General features: G+C 73.0%; 11 protein-coding genes. 4 read left to right on the top strand and 7 right to left on the bottom strand.

Going from position 1 to position 17,255, the window contains the following annotated elements:
• Positions 1-10: 10 nt before the first annotated feature.
• Both ACIGHB_RS19915 and ACIGHB_RS19920 read right to left on the bottom strand, forming a co-directional pair.
• Entirely contained in the window at positions 11-2,170 is a 2,160-nt protein-coding gene (locus ACIGHB_RS19915; protein ID WP_399915028.1) for a discoidin domain-containing protein, read from the bottom strand.
• Positions 2,171-2,449: 279 nt separating this feature from the next.
• Positions 2,450-4,642: a discoidin domain-containing protein gene (locus ACIGHB_RS19920; RefSeq protein ID WP_399914689.1), complete on the bottom strand. Its 2,193-nt coding sequence runs from the start codon at positions 4,640-4,642 to the stop codon at positions 2,450-2,452.
• 190 nt (positions 4,643-4,832) lie between these two features.
• Between ACIGHB_RS19920 and ACIGHB_RS19925 the strand changes: the two genes are divergently transcribed.
• The gene (locus tag ACIGHB_RS19925; RefSeq protein WP_399914691.1) at positions 4,833-5,852 is read left to right on the top strand and encodes a LacI family DNA-binding transcriptional regulator; all 1,020 of its coding nucleotides are present in this window, start codon (positions 4,833-4,835) and stop codon (positions 5,850-5,852) included.
• 145 nt (positions 5,853-5,997) lie between these two features.
• Here ACIGHB_RS19925 and ACIGHB_RS19930 read toward each other — a convergent pair whose 3' ends face one another.
• Genes ACIGHB_RS19930 through ACIGHB_RS19945 form a run of 4 tightly spaced genes read right to left on the bottom strand, consistent with a single transcriptional unit; the run spans position 5,998 to position 10,589 of the window.
• Positions 5,998-7,365: a GH1 family beta-glucosidase gene (locus ACIGHB_RS19930; RefSeq protein ID WP_399914693.1), complete on the bottom strand. Its 1,368-nt coding sequence runs from the start codon at positions 7,363-7,365 to the stop codon at positions 5,998-6,000.
• Between the two features lie 35 nt (positions 7,366-7,400).
• The gene (locus tag ACIGHB_RS19935) at positions 7,401-8,285 is read right to left on the bottom strand and encodes a carbohydrate ABC transporter permease (RefSeq protein WP_399914695.1); all 885 of its coding nucleotides are present in this window, start codon (positions 8,283-8,285) and stop codon (positions 7,401-7,403) included.
• On the bottom strand, positions 8,278-9,270 hold the full coding sequence (locus tag ACIGHB_RS19940) for a sugar ABC transporter permease (RefSeq protein ID WP_360320264.1): 993 nt from the start codon (positions 9,268-9,270) through the stop codon (positions 8,278-8,280). Before ACIGHB_RS19940 ends, ACIGHB_RS19935 begins: the two co-directional genes overlap by 8 nt.
• Before the next feature lie 11 nt (positions 9,271-9,281).
• On the bottom strand, positions 9,282-10,589 hold the full coding sequence (locus tag ACIGHB_RS19945) for an ABC transporter substrate-binding protein (RefSeq protein WP_399914697.1): 1,308 nt from the start codon (positions 10,587-10,589) through the stop codon (positions 9,282-9,284).
• A gap of 171 nt (positions 10,590-10,760) precedes the next feature.
• Here ACIGHB_RS19945 and ACIGHB_RS19950 point away from each other — a divergent pair, with 171 nt between their 5' ends.
• On the top strand, positions 10,761-12,167 hold the full coding sequence (locus ACIGHB_RS19950; RefSeq protein ID WP_399914698.1) for an ROK family protein: 1,407 nt from the start codon (positions 10,761-10,763) through the stop codon (positions 12,165-12,167).
• Between the two features lie 53 nt (positions 12,168-12,220).
• Here ACIGHB_RS19950 and ACIGHB_RS19955 read toward each other — a convergent pair whose 3' ends face one another.
• On the bottom strand, positions 12,221-12,988 hold the full coding sequence (locus ACIGHB_RS19955; RefSeq protein WP_399914701.1) for an NPP1 family protein: 768 nt from the start codon (positions 12,986-12,988) through the stop codon (positions 12,221-12,223).
• Positions 12,989-13,751: 763 nt separating this feature from the next.
• Between ACIGHB_RS19955 and ACIGHB_RS19960 the strand changes: the two genes are divergently transcribed.
• Complete coding sequence (locus ACIGHB_RS19960) at positions 13,752-14,678, top strand: endonuclease/exonuclease/phosphatase family protein (RefSeq protein WP_399915030.1); 927 nt, start codon at positions 13,752-13,754, stop codon at positions 14,676-14,678.
• A 577-nt stretch (positions 14,679-15,255) separates the two neighbouring features.
• Positions 15,256-17,154, top strand: a complete 1,899-nt coding sequence (locus ACIGHB_RS19965) for a BTAD domain-containing putative transcriptional regulator (RefSeq protein ID WP_360320249.1) — start codon at positions 15,256-15,258, stop codon at positions 17,152-17,154.
• The last annotated feature ends 101 nt before the right edge of the window (positions 17,155-17,255 follow it).

Raw genomic sequence — 17,255 nt, forward strand, 5'->3', positions numbered from 1 at the left:
TGCGTGCCGGTCAGCTGTAGACGCCGAACTCGTGGAGCGAGTAGCCCCATCCGGTGCCGCGCGCGGTCATGTGCAGCCGCACGTGCCGGGCGGTGGCCCCGGACTCGATGGTGTCGATGTCACCGTTGCCGGCGGTCTGGGTGTGGATGGTGCGCCAGTTCTGGCCGTCGTCCGAGACCTGGACCTCGTAGGCGCGGGCGAAGGCCGGGTCCCAGACGAGCTGGAGGCGGGAGAAGGAGCGGACCGAGCCGAGGTCGACCTGGATCCACTGGGGGTCGGCCCAGTCACTGGCCCAGCGGGTGTTCGGGTTGCCGTCGGTGGCGTGGGAGGCGGGGCAGGGGCAGTCGCCGTAGGACGCCTGGGCGGAGGAGGCCGTGGTGGGCCGGCCCTGGGCGATGTTCGTGCCGGTGACGGGCGGGGCGACGACCTTCACGGACTTGGTCTCGATGCCGGCGTTGCCGCGGCCGTCCTCGGCCTGGATGTAGACCTTCCACACGCCGAGCTTCTCGGGCGCGGTGACGGCGAAGGTGTTGTTGCCCAGGGAGCGGTACTGGGCGTCGATCAGGCGCTTGTCGCCGTTGGCGTAGTTCCCGCTGAGGTAGATCTTGGGGGTGATCGGGTCGCCGTCGGGGTCGCGGATGTCGGCGCGGACGGTGAACTCGCGGCCGGCCGGGGCCGACGTGGGCGTGCTGACGGACATGTTCGTGATGACGGGCGGGGTGTTGTCACCCGCCGTCGACCCCGCGTACGCCTTCTTCACGGCGTAGTACGACAGGCGCTTCAGCCCGTCGGGCAGGAGGTTGAACCAGACGCCGCCGAAGTCGTGTTCGAGTCCGTAGTGGAACATCGTCGCGCCCAGGGCCACGCCCTGGTGCCCGGTGATGCACCCCCACGCCTTGGTGTACGCCTCGGCCTTCTGGACGTCGGTCGGCTCGTCGGGGATGCCGTTGACGTCGTCGGGCACCTCCCATTCGCCGGCGTTGCCCGTCTCGGTGATGATGTACGGCTTGTCGTACCCGCCGTTGATCCAGTCCTGGCGCACACCGCAGAGGTCGCCGTAGGCGTTCATGGAGTACAGGTCGAGGTCCGGGGCGTTGCGCTTGTAGTAGGGCCAGGCGCCGGTCCACGCGTCCGTGGAGGTCACGGGGTGGTCGGGGTCGATGGAGTGGATCTTCTTGGCGACGTCGTTGACGAAGGAGGTGTAGGCGTTGCGCTGGTTCTCCAGCTCGGTGCCGCTGTAGCAGTTCTGCAGGCCGAGGACGGACTCGTTGCCGACGTTCCACATGAGCGTCGCCGGGTGGGACTTGTAGGTCTCGACCCACTTGGCGAACTCGGTGAGCATGTTGTTCTTGTATGTGGTGTCGGTGACGTAGTTGACGCAGCCGCCGGAGCCGGGGCCGCCTCCGGGCTGGAGCCAGAAGCCGTTCATCACCTTGAGGCCGTGGGCGGCCGCCGCGTCGAGCAGCGGCTTGCTGGAGGCGTCGGTCCCCCAGGTCCTGACCGTGTTGACGCCCATGGACTTCAGATCCGGCATGTAGCGGGGGGCGTCGGCCATCGCCGGACCCCAGGTGAGGCCCTTCACCGTGTACGGCTGGCCGCCGACGGTCAGCTGCCAGTTGCCCTGGGAGCCCGTCACGCGTACGGCGCCCTGCGGCGGGTTGGTGCCGCCGCTCTCGCCGTACACCTGGAACTCCCAGAGCGAGTAGCCGTAGCCGCTGGAGCGGACGAGGCCGTTCATGCGCACGTACCGGCCCGTACCGGAGATCGCGAGGTCGTCGGTGCCGCCGTCACTGCCGGTGACGGTCTTCGCCGTGCGCCAGTCGGTGCCGTTGTCCGAGACCTGGATGTCGTAGTTCCTGCCGTACGCGCCCTCCCAGGTGAGGACGACACGGCTCAGGTTCCTGGTGGCGCCGAGGTCGACCTGGATCCACTGGGCGTCGCTCCACTGGCTCGCCCACCGGGTTCCGGTGAGGTTGCCGTCGACCGCGGCGGACGCGGGGAATGCCTCGCCCTCGATGGAGGAGGCGGTGGCCGTCCTGCCCTGCGACAGCAGGGTCTCCGCGGCGCTCGCGGCCGGGGCGGTGGCGAGGGTGGTGAGGGAGGAGGCGAGGAGCGCTCCGAGGGTCAGGGCTGCCGCCGCGCCGCGTGTGCGGCGGGCCGGCGCGGCCATGGAGGGGGGATGGGACATTGCGGCTCCTGATGTCTGTGGCGGTGACGTGCGACCGGTGGCCGGCGGGGGCTCGCCCGCCGGCGCGACGCCCTCCGGACCCGAACGGAAAGCTGGCATGCTCCTGTCACTTCGCGTGACGCGCGGGGGTGGAGGCGTCCTGGCCGGTCGCGTGGTGCGGGAAGTGCCCCCGGGCCGGGGCGCGGGGACTGTTCACCCGGCCCGGGGAGTTGCGGTCGGCTCCGTCGCGTTACCGGCTACCGGTGGCGAGGAGACGGCTCGTCACGGGAAGTTGGCGACGGTGGACGGGACGGTGGAGGTGCCGGCGGGGATGGTGGACGCCCCGGTGTCGTTGATGACGTGGTTGTAGTGGCCCATTCCGCCGAGGGAGACCACCAGGAGGCTGTGGAACTTCACCCCCGGCTTGACGGGTGCCTTGAAGCCGTGGTCCTGGACGATGGTCGGGTCCACGTTGTAGTTGCAGTAGCTGCCCAGGCCCCACGCCTCGTGGGTGTTCACGGAGTCGTCGACCCGGTAGGCGGCGTAGCCCTTGGTGGCGCCGTTCTGGATGGCGGCCTGGTTGGGGGCGTCGTACGCCTTCTCGTTCTGGTAGAAGATCGTGCGGCCCCGCTCGCCGTACCACTCGACGTCGTACTTGTTGAAGTGCTCGACGAACAGACCCGTGGCGAGCACGTCGTCGCCGTTGACGCGGACGCCGTAGTCGGCCCGGTTGGTCTCCCAGCCCCAGCCCTCGCCGTGGTCGGCGCGCCAGACCCAGGTGTGGTCGATGATCGTGTCGTCGCTGTTCACCACCATGCTGGTGGTGGCCTTGCCCACGTGGGCGCCGCCGATGCGGATGTAGACGTCCTGCACGGTGGTGGGGTTGGCGGCGTGGTCCGCGGAGGAGTTCTGCGGGCCGAGCTCCAGCAGGGTCGGGGAGTTGACCGGGCCGGCGTCGATGAGGAAGCCGGCGAGGCGGACGCCGTCGACGTCGGCGACCTTCATCGCGGTGACGCCGTTGTCCGGGATGATCGTGGCGAGGCCGAGGCCGAGCACGATGGTGTTGGCGCGGTTCACGTTGATGGTCTGGTCGACGTGGTAGACGCCGGGCGTGAACAGCAGGTGAAGGCCCTGGGCCAGCGCCTGGTTGATCGTGGCGGCGGTCGCGCCCGGCTTCACCACGTAGAACTGGCTCAGCGGGATCGACTCGCCCTGCGGCGTGCCGTTGGCCCAGCTGGTGCCGCGGGCGTTGACGCGCTTGGACGGCGCGAAGACCTTGTACTCGTTGCCGTCGAGGTAGAGGTACGGCTTCTCGCGGGAGATCGGGGTGGTGTCGAGCGTGGTGTAGCGGGGCTCCGGGAAGGAGGTCGCCGGAGCGCCCTCGACGCCCGAGAAGGTCTGGTTCCAGACGCTGTTGGACCAGCCGCCGATGGAGCTCTCCCGGGTGTACCACTGCTGCTGGGAGTAGTTCCCGACCGGGCCGTCGATCTTCGAGTCGGCGATGTAGCCGCCGGAGGCCCAGCCGTAGCCGTTCGGGGCGAGGTTGAGGCCGCCCTTGACGTGCATGCGGCGGAAGGAGGACGCCTGCGAGACGGCCCAGCGGTTGGTGCCGTTGACCGGGTTGAGGGTCAGGCCCTCGGCGCCGCGCCAGAAGTTCTGGGTGGCGTTGCCGTTGAACCAGCCGGCGTCGACGGTCACGTCACCGTTGATGGTGGTGTCGCCGGGGCGCAGTCCGAGGCCGGCTATCTGGGTGTAGAAGCCGATCTGGGCGTTGAGGCCGTTGTACGTGCCGGGCTTGAAGAGGAAGGCGTGCCGGCCGTTGCCGAACTGCGCCGACTCCTGCTCCTGGAACACCTGGTCCAGCTTGGCCTGGATGCCGGGCGTGGCCGGGTCGAAGACGTGCACGTTGGGGCCGAGGTCGCCGCCGCCGGGCAGCGTCGGGCCGGTGCCGTCGTTGTCCCCGTACACCTGGAACTCCCAGAGGGAGTAGCCGTATCCGGTGCCCCGGGTGAGGCCGTTCATGCGGACGTAGCGTCCGGAGCCCGAGAGGGTGACCTCGTCGGTGCCGCCGTCGCCGGCCGAGACGGCGGTGACGGTGCGCCAGTCGGTGCCGTTGTCGGACGCCTGGATCTGGTAGCTCTTGCCGTAGGCGCCTTCCCAGGTGAGGACGGCGCGGCTGAGCCGCTTGCTCGCCCCGAGGTCGACCTGGAGCCACTGGGGGTCCTGCCACTGGCTGGACCAGCGGGTGCCGAGGTCGCCGTCGACGGCGGCCGAGGCCGGGTAGACCCCGCCTTCGAGGGAGGAGGCGGTGGCCGTCTTCCCCTGCGAGAGCAGGGTCTCGGCGGCCTGGGCCGAGGTGGTGGGGACCACCGCGAGCAGGGTGCCGGCCAGGGAGGCGACGAGGGCGCCGACCATGGAGCGGCGGAGGGGGGATGCGGGGCGCCGGCGTGCCGGCGGGGACCCGTTGGAGGACATGGATCTCCTCGGTGATGCGTGACGGACACATGGGAGAGCGCTCTCCGAAACCTTGCATGCGACCGGAGTCGACGGTCAAGCCATGTGACACGACTTTTCTTTTGGCTTGCATTAAGGATCGACCGGATCGGGGGCGGGTCCGTCGCGGACGCCCCACCCACCGGACACGCCGCACCGATAAAGTGCGTGGATGGGGAATCGAGGTCCGACCCTGGAGGACGTCGCGCGCGAGGCGGGCGTGTCACGCGCGACGGTGTCCCGCGTGGTCAACGGCGTGCGGAACGTGGCTCCGGACATCCAGGAAGCCGTCCGCGCCGCCGTCGCCAGGACCGGCTACGCGCCCAACCAGGCCGCCCGCTCCCTGGTCACCCGGCGCACCGGCGCGGTCGCCCTGGTCCTGTCGGCGACCGGCGGCTCCTTCACCGCCCGGCTCTTCTCCGACCCCTTCTTCGGGCGCGTGGTCGACGGCGTGCTCCCGGTGCTCCGCGAGCGCGCGGTACAGCCGGTGCTGCTCGTCGCCGAGTCCGAGCCGGCCCGCCTCCAGCTCGTCGAGTACCTGCGGCGGGGCGGCGCCGACGGGGCCGTCGTGGTGCCGCTCGACGAGGAGGACCCGCTGCCCGGGATGCTGGAGGCGGCCGGGCTCCCCGTGGTGCTCTTCGGGCGCCCGCCCGCCGGGGTCGACTGCGGCTGGGTGGACCTGGACAACGACGCGGGTGCCCGGCTGGCCGCCGAGCACCTGTGGGCGGCCGGACGGCGGCGGCCCGCGGTCGTCGCGGCGCCGGAGTCGGCCCCGGCCGCCGGCGAGCGGCTGAACGGCTTCACGGCGGCGCTCGCCGCGCGCGGGGTGGACCGGGTCCCGGTCGAGCGGGGCCGGTTCACCGAGGAGAGCGGCCGGGACGCGATGGCCCGGCTGCTCGACCGGCACCCGAACGTCGACGCGGTGTTCGCCGCCAACGACCTGATGGCCCGCGGCGCCTGCCGCCTCCTCGCGGAACGCGGCATCGCCGTGCCCGGGAGCGTCGCCGTGGTCGGCTTCGACGACTCGGTGGCGGCCCGCGACGCCGCTCCCCCGCTCACCACCGTGCGGCAGCCGGTGGAGGAGATGGCCGCCGCGCTGGCGGGGCTGCTGCTCGCCCAGCTCGACGCGGGCACGCCGGGGACCGGTTCGAAGGTCTTCGAACCGGTCCTGGTCGTACGGGAGTCGGCCTGACGGGCGGAAAGGTCAGCCGCGCAGGTCTCGGCGGGCGGGGTGACGGTCAGGCGCGCAGCTCTCGGTGGGCGGGAAGGTCAGCCGCGCCGTGCTCTGTGGCCGGGGTGACGGTCAGCCGCGCCGTGCCCGGTGGCCGGGGTGACGGTCAGCCGCGCAGTTCCCGGTGGGCGCGGATGAGGTCGGCGTAGCGGCGGCCGCTGGTCTTCATGGTGCGCCGCTGGGTGGCGTAGTCGACGTGGACGAGGCCGAAGCGCTTGTCGTAGCCGTAGGCCCACTCGAAGTTGTCCAGGAGCGACCAGGCGTAGTAGCCGGCGAGCGGGGCGCCCTTGCGGACGGCGCTCGCGCAGGCGGCGAGGTGCTGCTCCAGGTAGCGGGTGCGGTCGGGGTCGTGGACGGCGCCGTCGGGGGCCACGGTGTCGGGGAAGGCGGAGCCGTTCTCCGTGACGTACAGCTCGCGGACGCCGTACTCCTCGGTGAGCCGCAGCAGCAGGCTCTCCAGGCCGGCCGCCTCGATCTGCCAGTCCATGCCGGTGCGGGGCACGTCGGGGAGGCGGACCTCGCGGGCGTACGGGACGGGGCCCTCGGGGTCGTCGGCGACGGTGACCGGGAAGTAGTAGTTGAGGCCGTGCCAGTCGAGCGGGGCGGCGATGGTCTCCAGGTCGCCCGGCTTCTCGGGGAGGTCGACCCCGTACAGCTCGCGCATGTCGGCGGGGAAGCCGCGGCCGTACACCGGGTCGAGCCACCATCGGTTGCTGTGGCCGTCCATGCGGCGGGCGGCGGCGAGGTCCTCGGGGCTGCTGGAGGCGGGCTCGACGGTGGAGTGGTTCGTCACGAGCCCGATCCGGGCACTGGGGACGGCGGCGCGGACCGCGGCGGTGGCGAGGCCGTGGCCGAGGAGCAGGTGGTACGAGGCGCGGACGGCGGCCGTGAGGTCGGTGAGGCCCGGGGCCATCCGGCCCTCCAGGTGGCCGATCCAGGCGGAGCAGAGCGGTTCGTTGAGGGTGGCCCAGTGGGTGACGCGGTCGCCGAGGCGGCCGGCGACGACGGAGGCGTACGCGGCGAGGTGTTCGGCGGTCTCGCGGGAGGTCCAGCCGCCCCGGTCCTGAAGGGCCTGCGGCAGGTCCCAGTGGTACAGGGTGACGGAGGGCGTGATCCCGGCGTCGAGGAGTCCGTCGATCAGCCGGTCGTAGAAGTCGAGTCCGGCGGCGTTGACGGGCCCGTCGCCGCCGGGGAGGATCCGCGGCCAGGCGATCGACATCCGGTAGGTGTCGACGCCGAGCTCCTTCATCAGGGCGATGTCCTCGGGCCAGCGGTGGTAGTGGTCGCAGGCCGTGTCGCCGGTGTCGCCGTTGTCGATCGCGCCGGGGACGCGGGAGAACGTGTCCCAGATCGACGGCGCGCGGCCGTCCTCGGCGACGGCGCCCTCGATCTGGTAGGCGGAGGTCGCCGTGCCCCAGGCGAAGGAGGACGGGAAGGCCGCCAGGTCGGGCTGCGGGGCGGTGTGGTCGGACACGGGGTCCCTTTCTGCGGTACGGGGCTGGGAGGACGTCACTTGACCGCACCCGCGGTGAGGCCGGCGACGAGGTAGCGCTGGAGGAGCAGGAACCCGACGACGACGGGGACGCTCACCACGAGGGAGGCGGCCATCACCTGGTTCCAGTAGACGTCGTTGAGGGTGGCGTAGCCCTGGAGGCCGACGGCGAGCGTGCGGGTCGTGTCGTTGGTCATGACGGAGGCGAAGAGGACCTCGCCCCAGGCCGTCATGAAGGCGTAGATCGCGACGGCGACGATGCCGGGCCGGGCGGCGGGCACGATCACCCGGAAGAGCGCCTTGATCGGGCCGCAGCCGTCGACCTTGGCCGCCTCGTCCAGCTCGCGCGGGATCGAGTCGAAGTAGCCGGTCAGCATCCAGATCGAGAACGGCAGCGAGAAGGTCAGATAGGTGAGGATCAGGCCCTCGCGGGAGCCGAACAGGGCGATGCCGGTGGCGTTGCCGAGGTTGACGTAGATGAGGAAGAGCGGCAGCAGGAAGAGGATGCCGGGGAACATCTGCGTCGACAGGACGGTCACCGTGAAGACCCGCTTGCCGCGGAAGGTGTAGCGGCTGACGGCGTACGCGGCGAAGATCGCGACGATCACCGACAGGACCGTGGCTCCGCCCGCGACGACGATCGAGTTCACGAAGTAGTCGGCGAGCGGGACCGTCTCCCAGATGTCGAAGTAGGGGGCCACGGTGAGCGCGGACGGGATCCACTCGAACGTGCCCGACACGTCCTCCAGCGGCTTCAGCGAACTGGACACCATCACGTACACCGGCAGCAGCACGAAGACGGTGAGAAGGGTGAGGACGATCCGCCGGGTCCACAGGAAGGACCGGGGCGGGGCCATCGGGGAGCGCGGACGGGCCGTGCGGGCGTGGGCGGCGTCAGACATCGGAGGTCTTCCTTCCGCGGGTGGTGAGCAGGAGGTAGACGCCCGTGACGACGAGGAGGAAGAGCAGCAGGAGCACGGACATCGCCGAGCCGGTGCCGAAGTTCCACGTCTGGAAGGACGACTGGTAGATGTGGAGCGAGATGAGGTCCGCGGCTTCCGGCGCCGCCTCGCCGAAGAGGACGAACGGCGTGTTGAAGTCGTTGAAGGTCCACAGGAAGAGGACCAGGACGAGGACCTGGTTGACGGAGCGCAGGGACGGCAGGGTGATGTGCCGGATCTGCTTCCAGACGCCGGCCCCGTCGAGGGCGGCGGCCTCGTACATCTCCCGGGGGATGTTCTGCAGGCCGGCCATCACGGTCAGGAAGGCGAAGGGCCAGCCCTTCCAGACGGAGACGACGAGCAGGGCCCAGAAGCTGTTGTCCCCGATGAGCCAGAAGGCGGGGCTGTCGCCGATGCCGAGCTGGTCGTGCAGGACGTGGTTGATGACGCCGTTGTCCCGCTGGAGCATGAACGCCCAGGTGATGACGGCGGCGTAGACGGGCAGCGCGTACGGGACGAGGAACAGGGTGCGCAGGAAGCCCCGGCCCCGGAAGTTCTCCTGGAGGAGGACCGCGGCGGCCGTGCCGAGGAGCCAGCACAGGCCGACGGAGAGCACCGTGAACTGGCAGGTGGTCAGGAAGGACTTCAGCAGCGACTTCCCGACGGCCGCGTCGAAGTCGAGCGAGACCGAGAAGTTGTCCAGTCCCGACCAGGGGGCCGACGACCAGTCGCGGATGTAGAACTGGGTGAGCTCCTTGAAGCTCATGCCGATGCCCATGAGCATCGGGACGAGGTGGACGAGGAGTTCGAGGAGCAGGGCGGGCAGGAGCAGCAGGTAGGGCAGTGCGATGCGGCGACGCCCGGAGCGGCGCGGGGTGCGCGCCCCTCCGGGTGTGGCCTTGCGCACCGCCGGCTCCCGCGCGGGGGTGACGGCGGTCTGGGTCATGGGGCCGGTGCCTACTTCTTGGGCATCTGCTGCTGGGCCTTGTCGAGCTTGGCCTTGACGGACTCGGTGGTGACGGGCCGGCCCGCGGCGGCGTCGGCGAAGAGTTCCTTGACGGCGGTGCCGACGACGGTCTCGAACTGCGACTCCTCCGGAACCTGCGGGAGGGCGGCGGCGCTGGAGGCGAGGGTGTCGCGGATGACGGCGAGGGACGGGCCGGAGAAGGCCGCGTCCTTCTGGGCCGTCTTGACCGGCGGCACCGAGCCGTACGTCTTGTTGAGGGCGATCTGCTCCTCGTCGCTGGTCATGTACTTCACGAACTTCAGGGCGCCGTCGAGGTTCTTGGTGTTCTTGAAGACGGCGATGTTGATGCCGGCGACCATCGAGTTGGTGGCGGTGCCGGTGCCCGGCTTGCCCGAGGGGACGGGGGCGGGGACGACGCCCCACTCCGCCTCCGACATGCCCTGGGAGGCGAAGGTCTGGGAGGGGGTCTGCCAGAGGACCATGCCGGTCTTGTCCTTGGCGAAGTCGCTCAGGGACTGGTTCTGGGCGTACTCGGCGTTGCCCGGGGCGACGATCTTGTGGGTGGCCATGAGGTCGACGTACTGCTTCACGGCGGCGACGGCACCGTCGGAGGTGAAGTCGGGCTTGCCGTCGGCGGTGAAGAAGTCGGCGCCGTGCTGCTTGCCGAGGACGAAGACCTGGTGGATGTTGTTGGAGAGGTTGGAGCCCTCGACCCCGATGCCCCACTTGCCGTCCTTGCTGAGCTTCTTGCCGGCGGCGGCCACCTCGTCCCAGGTCGTCGGCGGCTTGGCTATGCCGGCGTCCTTGAACATCTGCTTGTTGTAGTAGAGGGCGTAGGCCATCGAGTACAGCGGGACGGCGGCCGGGTCCTGGCCGGGGGCGCCGGTGGAGCCGAGGGCGGAGTCGACGAAGCGGTCCTTGCCGCCGATGGCCTCGAAGTTCTTCGCGTCCCAGGGCAGCAGGGCGCCGGTGGCCTGGAGGGAGGCGCTCCAGGTGTTGCCGATGTTGAGGACGTCCGGGCCCTGGCCGGAGGTGGTGGCGGTGAGGATCCGGTTGAGCAGGTCGGACCACGGGATCACCTCCAGCTTGACCTTGACGCCGGTACGGCGCTCGAACTCGTCCAGTTCGGGCTGGAGGACCTTCTTGTCGACCTCCAGGCTGGAGCCCTGGTTGGTGGCCCAGTACGTGAGGGTCTTCGTCGCCTGGCCGCCGCCGTCCTCTCCGCCGCCGCAGGCGGTCGCGGTGAGAACGAGGGAGAGGGTGACGGCACCCGTGACGGCGGCTCTGATTCTGCGCATGGCTCCTGGCCCCTTTCAGGGAAGGCGGGAGGACCGACAGGGGGAGCGCCCGGACCGCCCACCACCGCATCGGCTTAATTTAGGATGTGAGTTAAACCCCATGAGAAGGTCGCGTCAAGGCTTGTCGTGCGGGTATGTTGCAGCGGACGACTACGAGGGGCGGGGACGAGAGTGCACGCGAAGAGTGGCCGCACGGTGCGCGACCTGCGGCGCGAGAACCGGACGGCCGTGCTGCGCAGGCTCTATTTCGACGGCCCGACGAGCCGGCTCGCGCTCGGCCCCGCGACCGGGCTCTCCTCGGGTTCGATCAGCAACGTGGTCGCGGAGCTGGTCGCCGAAGGGCTCGTCGAGGAGGCCGGCAGCATCGACTCGGCCGGCGGCCGGCCGCGCACCCTGCTGCGGATCGCGCCGGACTGCGGCTGCATGATCGGCGTCGACATCGGCGAGACCCGGGTGCGGATCGAGCTGTTCGACCTCGCCCTCACCGAACTGGCCCGCGCCGAACGCCCGCTGGCGCCGTCGGGGCCAAGGACCGCGCGGTACGAGGTGGCGGTCGTGGTCGCTCACCTCCGGGACGGCATCGCCGAGGTGCTGCGCACGGCCGGGGTCCCGGCGGAGCGGCTGCTCGGCGTCGGGATCGGCGTCCCCGGCATCGTCGAGCGGACGCCGGAGGACGGGGCGGTGGTGCACGGGCAGACGATCGGCTGGGACGCGGTGCCGCTGGAGCGGCTGCTGCGCGAGACGGTCGAGCTGCCGGCCGAGGTCCCGTACCGGATCGAGAACGGCGCCAAGACCCTGGGCCAGGCCGAGATGTGGTTCGGCGCGGGGCGCGGCGCCCGCAGCGCCGTGGTGGTCCTCTTCGGCTCCGGAGTCGGCGCGTGCGTGGTGACGGACCCGCTGGGCCCCGGACGGGCCCTGGAGTGGGGCCATCTGACCGTACGGGTCCGGGGGCGGCGGTGCCGCTGCGGCGCCCAGGGCTGCCTGGAGGCGTACGCGGGCGCGGAGGCCCTCCTCGCCCGCTGGCGCGAGGCGGGCGGCGCGCCCCCGCCCGGCGCCGACGAGGAGACGGCCCTGACGGCGATGCTGGACGCGGCGTACCCGCCGGAGGCCACGGGGGCGGAGCGGGTGGGCGCCGGGGCGCGGCCTGGCGGGGCGGGGCCGGACGGGGCGGGGCCTGACGGGGTGGAGCCCGACGGGGTGGAGCCCGACGGGGCGGGGCCCGACGGGGCGGCCATCGCGGTCCTCGACGAGACCGCCGAGTACCTCGGGGCCGGGCTCGCCGATCTGATCAACCTCTTCCAGCCGGAGCGGATCCTGGTCGGCGGGTGGGCGGGGCTCCAGCTCGGGAGCAGGTTCCTCGGCTCCGTGGCGGCGTACGCCCGCGCCTACGCGCTCCGCCACCCCGGCGGCCGTACGCAGATCGCGCTCGGCACACTCGGGCCGGAGGCGGTGACCGTGGGGGCCGGGCTGCTGCCGCTGGTGGACTTCTTCGCCCAGGGCGGGCGCCGGCCGGAACGGGCGCCGAGCGCTCCGGCGCCCGCCTGGCAGACCGCGCTGCGGGACCGGGTCACCACCTGAGCCCGGTCCGGCAGCGGCAGCGGCACCGGCACCGGCACCGGCACCGGCACCGGCTACGCGTACGGGTCGAAGGGGATGCCGGCCGGCTTGGCCTTGGCGAGGTGGTCGGCGAAGCTGCCGTCCTTCAGGCCGAAGTGGGCGCTGCCGAAGTTCGCCTGGCTCAGCTTCTCGCGGATGCCGGGCGGGTAGCCGTTCCAGCCGACCAGCGCGGGGAACTGCCAACTGCCCCGATGGTTCTCGGGCGGCTCGTCGTTGGCGTTGGCGGCCCGGAAGCAGTGGGTGCCGATGCCGTCCTTGTGGTAGACGATCTTCGGGTGGGTGCCGTCCCAGCGGATCCGGTCCCGGGCGTGGACGGTGAAGGACCCGTGGTTCGAGGTGGAGACGTACTGGGCCTGGCCGTTCTGGATCCAGACCACGACGTGCTCCCAGTCGTGGCGGTGGCCGCCGAGCCCGCTGCCCCAGACGGCCTGGTCCTTCTCGAAGTAGAGGCCGTAGAGGACCGCGCACCAGCCGTTGTCGCAGAGCGAGCGGGCGTAGCCGTTGGTGCTCGCGAGGTCCGACGCGTCCCGGCACTGCCCGCTGACGGTGCCGGACGGGTTGAGGCCCGGGTTGAGGGTGCCGTCGGGGCCGATCGCCGCCGTCGGGTAGCAGCCGTCGGTGTCGTAGTCGTACGCGGGCTGGTACGTCCGCTCCAGGGCGTCCGCGTTCGCGGGGAGCGCGGGGGGCGGGGCGGCGAGGGCGGCGCCCGGGAACGCGAGGAGCAGCGCGAGGGCGCTCCCGAGGACGGCGGCACCCTTCGTGACGCGGCGCGAGGTCTTCAACTCCGGCTCCCTGAGGGGGTCGAGGGGGTGAGGGTACGGGGGTCGTACCGTGGTCCGGACGGGACGGACGACCGCGCCCTGACATGCCCACCCCAAGTCGCCCCCAAACGGCCGGCAACCGCCGGCCGGCCGGTAACGTCCTGATCAGGGACGCCGGGGGACGAGCGGGGGACGACCGAGGAAAGGACGGGTGCACGTGACGGGGCGGGAAGGAGAACCGGGCGCGCGGTGGCGGCGGCGACGGCTCCGGCGGACGCCGGACGGCGGGCCGACACCGGAGGGCGGGCCGCCCCCGGGCGGCGTGCCGACGCCGGACGGCGTGCCGACCCCGGCGAGCGGGCCAACCCCGGACGGCACGCCGACGCCGGACAGCGGGCCCACCCCGGAGAGCGAGCCGACGCCGAAAGGCGGGCCGCCGTCGAACGGCGAACCGACGCTGAACGCCGGGCCCGAGCCGGACGGCGGGCCCACCCCGGACGGCGGGCCGACACAGAAAAGCGAGCCGACGCCGGACGGCGGGCCCACCCCGGACGGCGGGCCGACACTGAAAAGCGGGCCGACGCCGGACGGCGAGCAGACGCCGGAGAGCGAGCCGACGCCGGACGGCGGGCCGACCCCGGACCGGCCGACGCCGGACGGCGGGCCGGCCCCGGACGGCGGGCCGACGCCGGACGGCGGGCCGACCCCGGACCGGCCGGCGCCGGAGAGCGAGCCGGCGCCGGAGAGCGAGTCGGCGCCGCCGCCCAGGCGCTCGCGCGGGTGGGTGCTCGGCGGCCTCGGGCTCGTGACGGGCGGGGTGCTCGCGCTGCACCGCTTCGTGCCGAACACGCCGGGGCGGCTGGGCAGCCTCCTGGAGACGTTCCTCTTCTGGCTCGGCCCGTTCACCGTGCTCCTGCTGCTCTGCGCGGCGGCGCGCCGCAGCCGCACCGCCCTGATCGCGCTGCTCGTCCCCGTCGTGGCGTGGACCGCCTCCTTCGGCCCCCTGCTGCTGCCCGGCGACCCGCCCGGCGCCCGCGAACTCACCGTGCTCCAGCACAACGTCGCCGACGACAACGCCGATCCGGCCGGCACGGCCCGCGCGCTGGCCGACGCCGGCGCCGACCTGATCGCCCTCCAGGAGCTCGTCGATCCGGCACTCGCGGTCTACCGCCGGGAACTCGCGCCCCGCTACCCGTACCACTCCGTGCACGGCACGGTCGGCCTCTGGTCCCGCCACCCGCTGGGCCCGACGCGGGCCCTCGACATCAAGCCGCCGGACATCGCCGAGCCCTGGCAGCGGGGGCTGCGGGCCGAGGTGCGCACGCCGTACGGGGAGGTGGCGGCGTACGTCGTCCACCTGCCGTCCGTACGCCTCGGGGCCACCGGCCTGGCGTCGGCCCGGCGCGACGAGAGCGCCGCCCTCCTGGGACGGATCCTCGCGACGGAGCGCTCCGCGCGGGTGATCCTGGCCGGGGACCTCAACGGCACGGTCGACGACCGCGGCCTGGCCCCGCTGACCTCGCGCCTCGACGCCCCCGAGCGCGGCCTCGCCCTGAGCTACCCCGCCGCGCTTACGGTCGCGCGGATCGACCAGGTCCTGGCCCGGGGCGGCACCGTGGCCCGGATCCGCCCCCTCCCCGCGACGGGCAGCGACCACCTCCCGGTCCTGGCCCGGATCGCCCTCGACATGGCTCCCCCGAGCGGGGGTTGAGCGAAAAGCGGCCATTGTTCACCCGCGGAACGGGTCCGTCGGCGGCGTGCCCCTCAAGGGGGCACCCTGTCGGTGATCGTCCGCATCGTGGACAGCCGAGGGGCGCGGCCTGGAGGGTTCGCGGCCGGTCCGGCTTCCGGTTCCCCGATCACGCACAGCGGACACCGAACCGTCAAGCGCACAGGGGAGCTTGACCGGAAGCACACGCCCCCTGGTCCGCCCCCCGCGCTCCCTGTACCTTCCGTCCTGACCCCGCCGCCGACCGGGGTCGCGACCCCCACCTTTCCGGCCATTCCCGGCCACGACCGCCCAGCGCATCGCCCGCCCCTCCCCTCCCCCCGGTGGTTCCGCATGCCCGCTGCCCCCGCTGTGCCCGCTCGGCCCCCGACCCCCCGTCTCCGGCGTCCCGGCTCCGCCGGCGTGTGACCCTTCCGCCCGGCCGGACGACCGCCGCCGGGCCGGACCCGCCAGACACGGACGGCCTGCGCACCCGCCACCCGTCCGCCGTACGACCAGGCATCACCGGCCCGCGCCACGACCCGCGGCCGGGTTCGGACTCGGGGAAGACGGAGACATCGTGCGATTCCAACTGCTGGGGCCCCTGAGCATCACCGACGGACGGGACACCGTCGTGCTCCCGCCGTCCAAGCCGACCTCCCTGCTCGCCGCGCTGCTCGTCCGCCCCGGCTCCATCGTCTCCACCGACCGGCTGCGCGGGGCGGTCTGGGGCGAGGAACAGCCGACCACCGCCAAGGCCGCGCTGCAGAGCTGCGTGCTGCGGCTGCGGCGGCTCTTCGCCAAGTACGGCATCGAGGACCAGGCCGTCGTGGCGGTGGCCGGCGGCTACCGCATCGACGCCGACGCCGGAACCCTCGACCTGCTCCACTTCCGCCGGATCGTCGAGCGGGCCACCACCGGAGACCCCGGCTCGGAGCTGTACGAGCTGCGCGCCGCCCTCGCCCTCTGGCAGGGGCCGCTGCTCGCCAACGTGCCCTCCGAACTGCTCCACCGCGACGAGGTGCCGCGCCTCGCGGAGGAGCGGCTGCGGGTCCTGGAGCGGGTCGTCGACATCGAGCTGGAGCACGGCCGATGTCGCGAAGCACTCGTCGACCTGTGGGAGGTTACGCGCGTATACCCGGCGCACGAACGCTTCGCCGAACAGCTGATGACCGCGCTCTACCGGCTCGGACGGCAGACGGAAGCGCTCGCCGAGTACCGGCGCATCAAGGAACAGCTCCGCGACCGGCTCGGCGTCGACCCCCGCGCCGAGCTGCGGAGGCTCGAACTGGCCATGCTGCGCGGCGAGGACCTGGGTCCCGCCGACAGCGGACGAAGACCGCTCCCCCCGTCCGGACCCACCGCCCGGACCACGGTGGAGGGCACGGCCGGAGCCGTCCTGGAACGGACCGCGGCCCCCGGCGCGCGGCGGCCCGCCGGAACCGGCCCCACCGCCGCTTCCCCCGCCCCCTCGGCGATCGCCGCCGCGCCACTGCCGACCGTGCCCGGCTTCACCGGCCGCCAGGACGAGGTCGACGCCCTGGTCAGACTGCTGACCAGGGGCGAGGCCGACGGCGGACGCGCTCCCGTCGCCGTCCTCTCCGGCGCCCCCGGCATCGGAAAAAGCGCTCTCGCCCTCCACGTCGCCCACCTCGTGGCCGACCTCCACCCCGGCGGCAGCGCCCTGGTCCAGCTCACCCACCCGGACGGCACCCCCCGCACGGCCGAGGAGGCCGCCGCCGAGCTGCGCGCGGCCCTGCCCGAGGAACCCGGCGCCGGGCCCGCCCTGCTCGTCCTCGACGACGTGGTCCACCCCGACCAGGTGCGCCCGCTGCTCACCGCGCACGCCGGCGCCGCCGCGCTCGTCACCAGCCGCACCGGGCTCGCCGCCCTGGTCGCCACGCACGGCGGCACCGTGCACCGGCTCGGCCCGCTCGCCCCCGCGGAGTCCCGCGCGCTGCTCACCACCGCGCTCGGCCAGGCGCGGATCGACGCCGAACCGGCCGCCGCACGGCGCCTCGCCGACACCTGCGGCCACCACCCGCTCGCCCTGCGGATCGCCGCCGCCCGGCTGCTGACCCGGCCCCGGCTCCGGCTCGCGGACTACGCCGACTGGCTCGGCCACGATCCGGCGGGCCGCCTCAGCCTCTCCGACGACCCCCGCACCTCCGTGCCGCAGCGCCTCGACGAGGCCCTGGGCCGGCTCTCCCCCGCCCTCGCCGAGGCCCATCTGCGCCTCGCCGCCTGCCCGTTCGAACCGCTCACCGCCGAACGCGCCGCCGCCGCCCTCGACGTGCCCGCGGACACCGCCGAGCTGATCCTCGAACGGCTCCTCGACGCCGGCTTCCTGGAGGAGGGCCTGCCCGGCGCCTTCCGGCCGCTCGCCCTGCTGCGGGCGCACGCCCGCCGGACCGCGGGCGCCCCCGCGGGACCCCCTCCGGCCCCGCCGCGACGGCCGCTGCCCGCCGCGCTGCGCTGACGGCCCGTTCCCCGCACACCGTCCGCTCCCGCCGGCGCCCCAGGCGCACCGCGCCGTCCCGCCGTCCCCACCGCGCCCTCCCCACCCCCTCGGCGACCGGT

Source organism: Streptomyces sp. NPDC085460 (genome assembly GCF_044541975.1).
GTDB lineage: Bacteria > Actinomycetota > Actinomycetes > Streptomycetales > Streptomycetaceae > Streptomyces.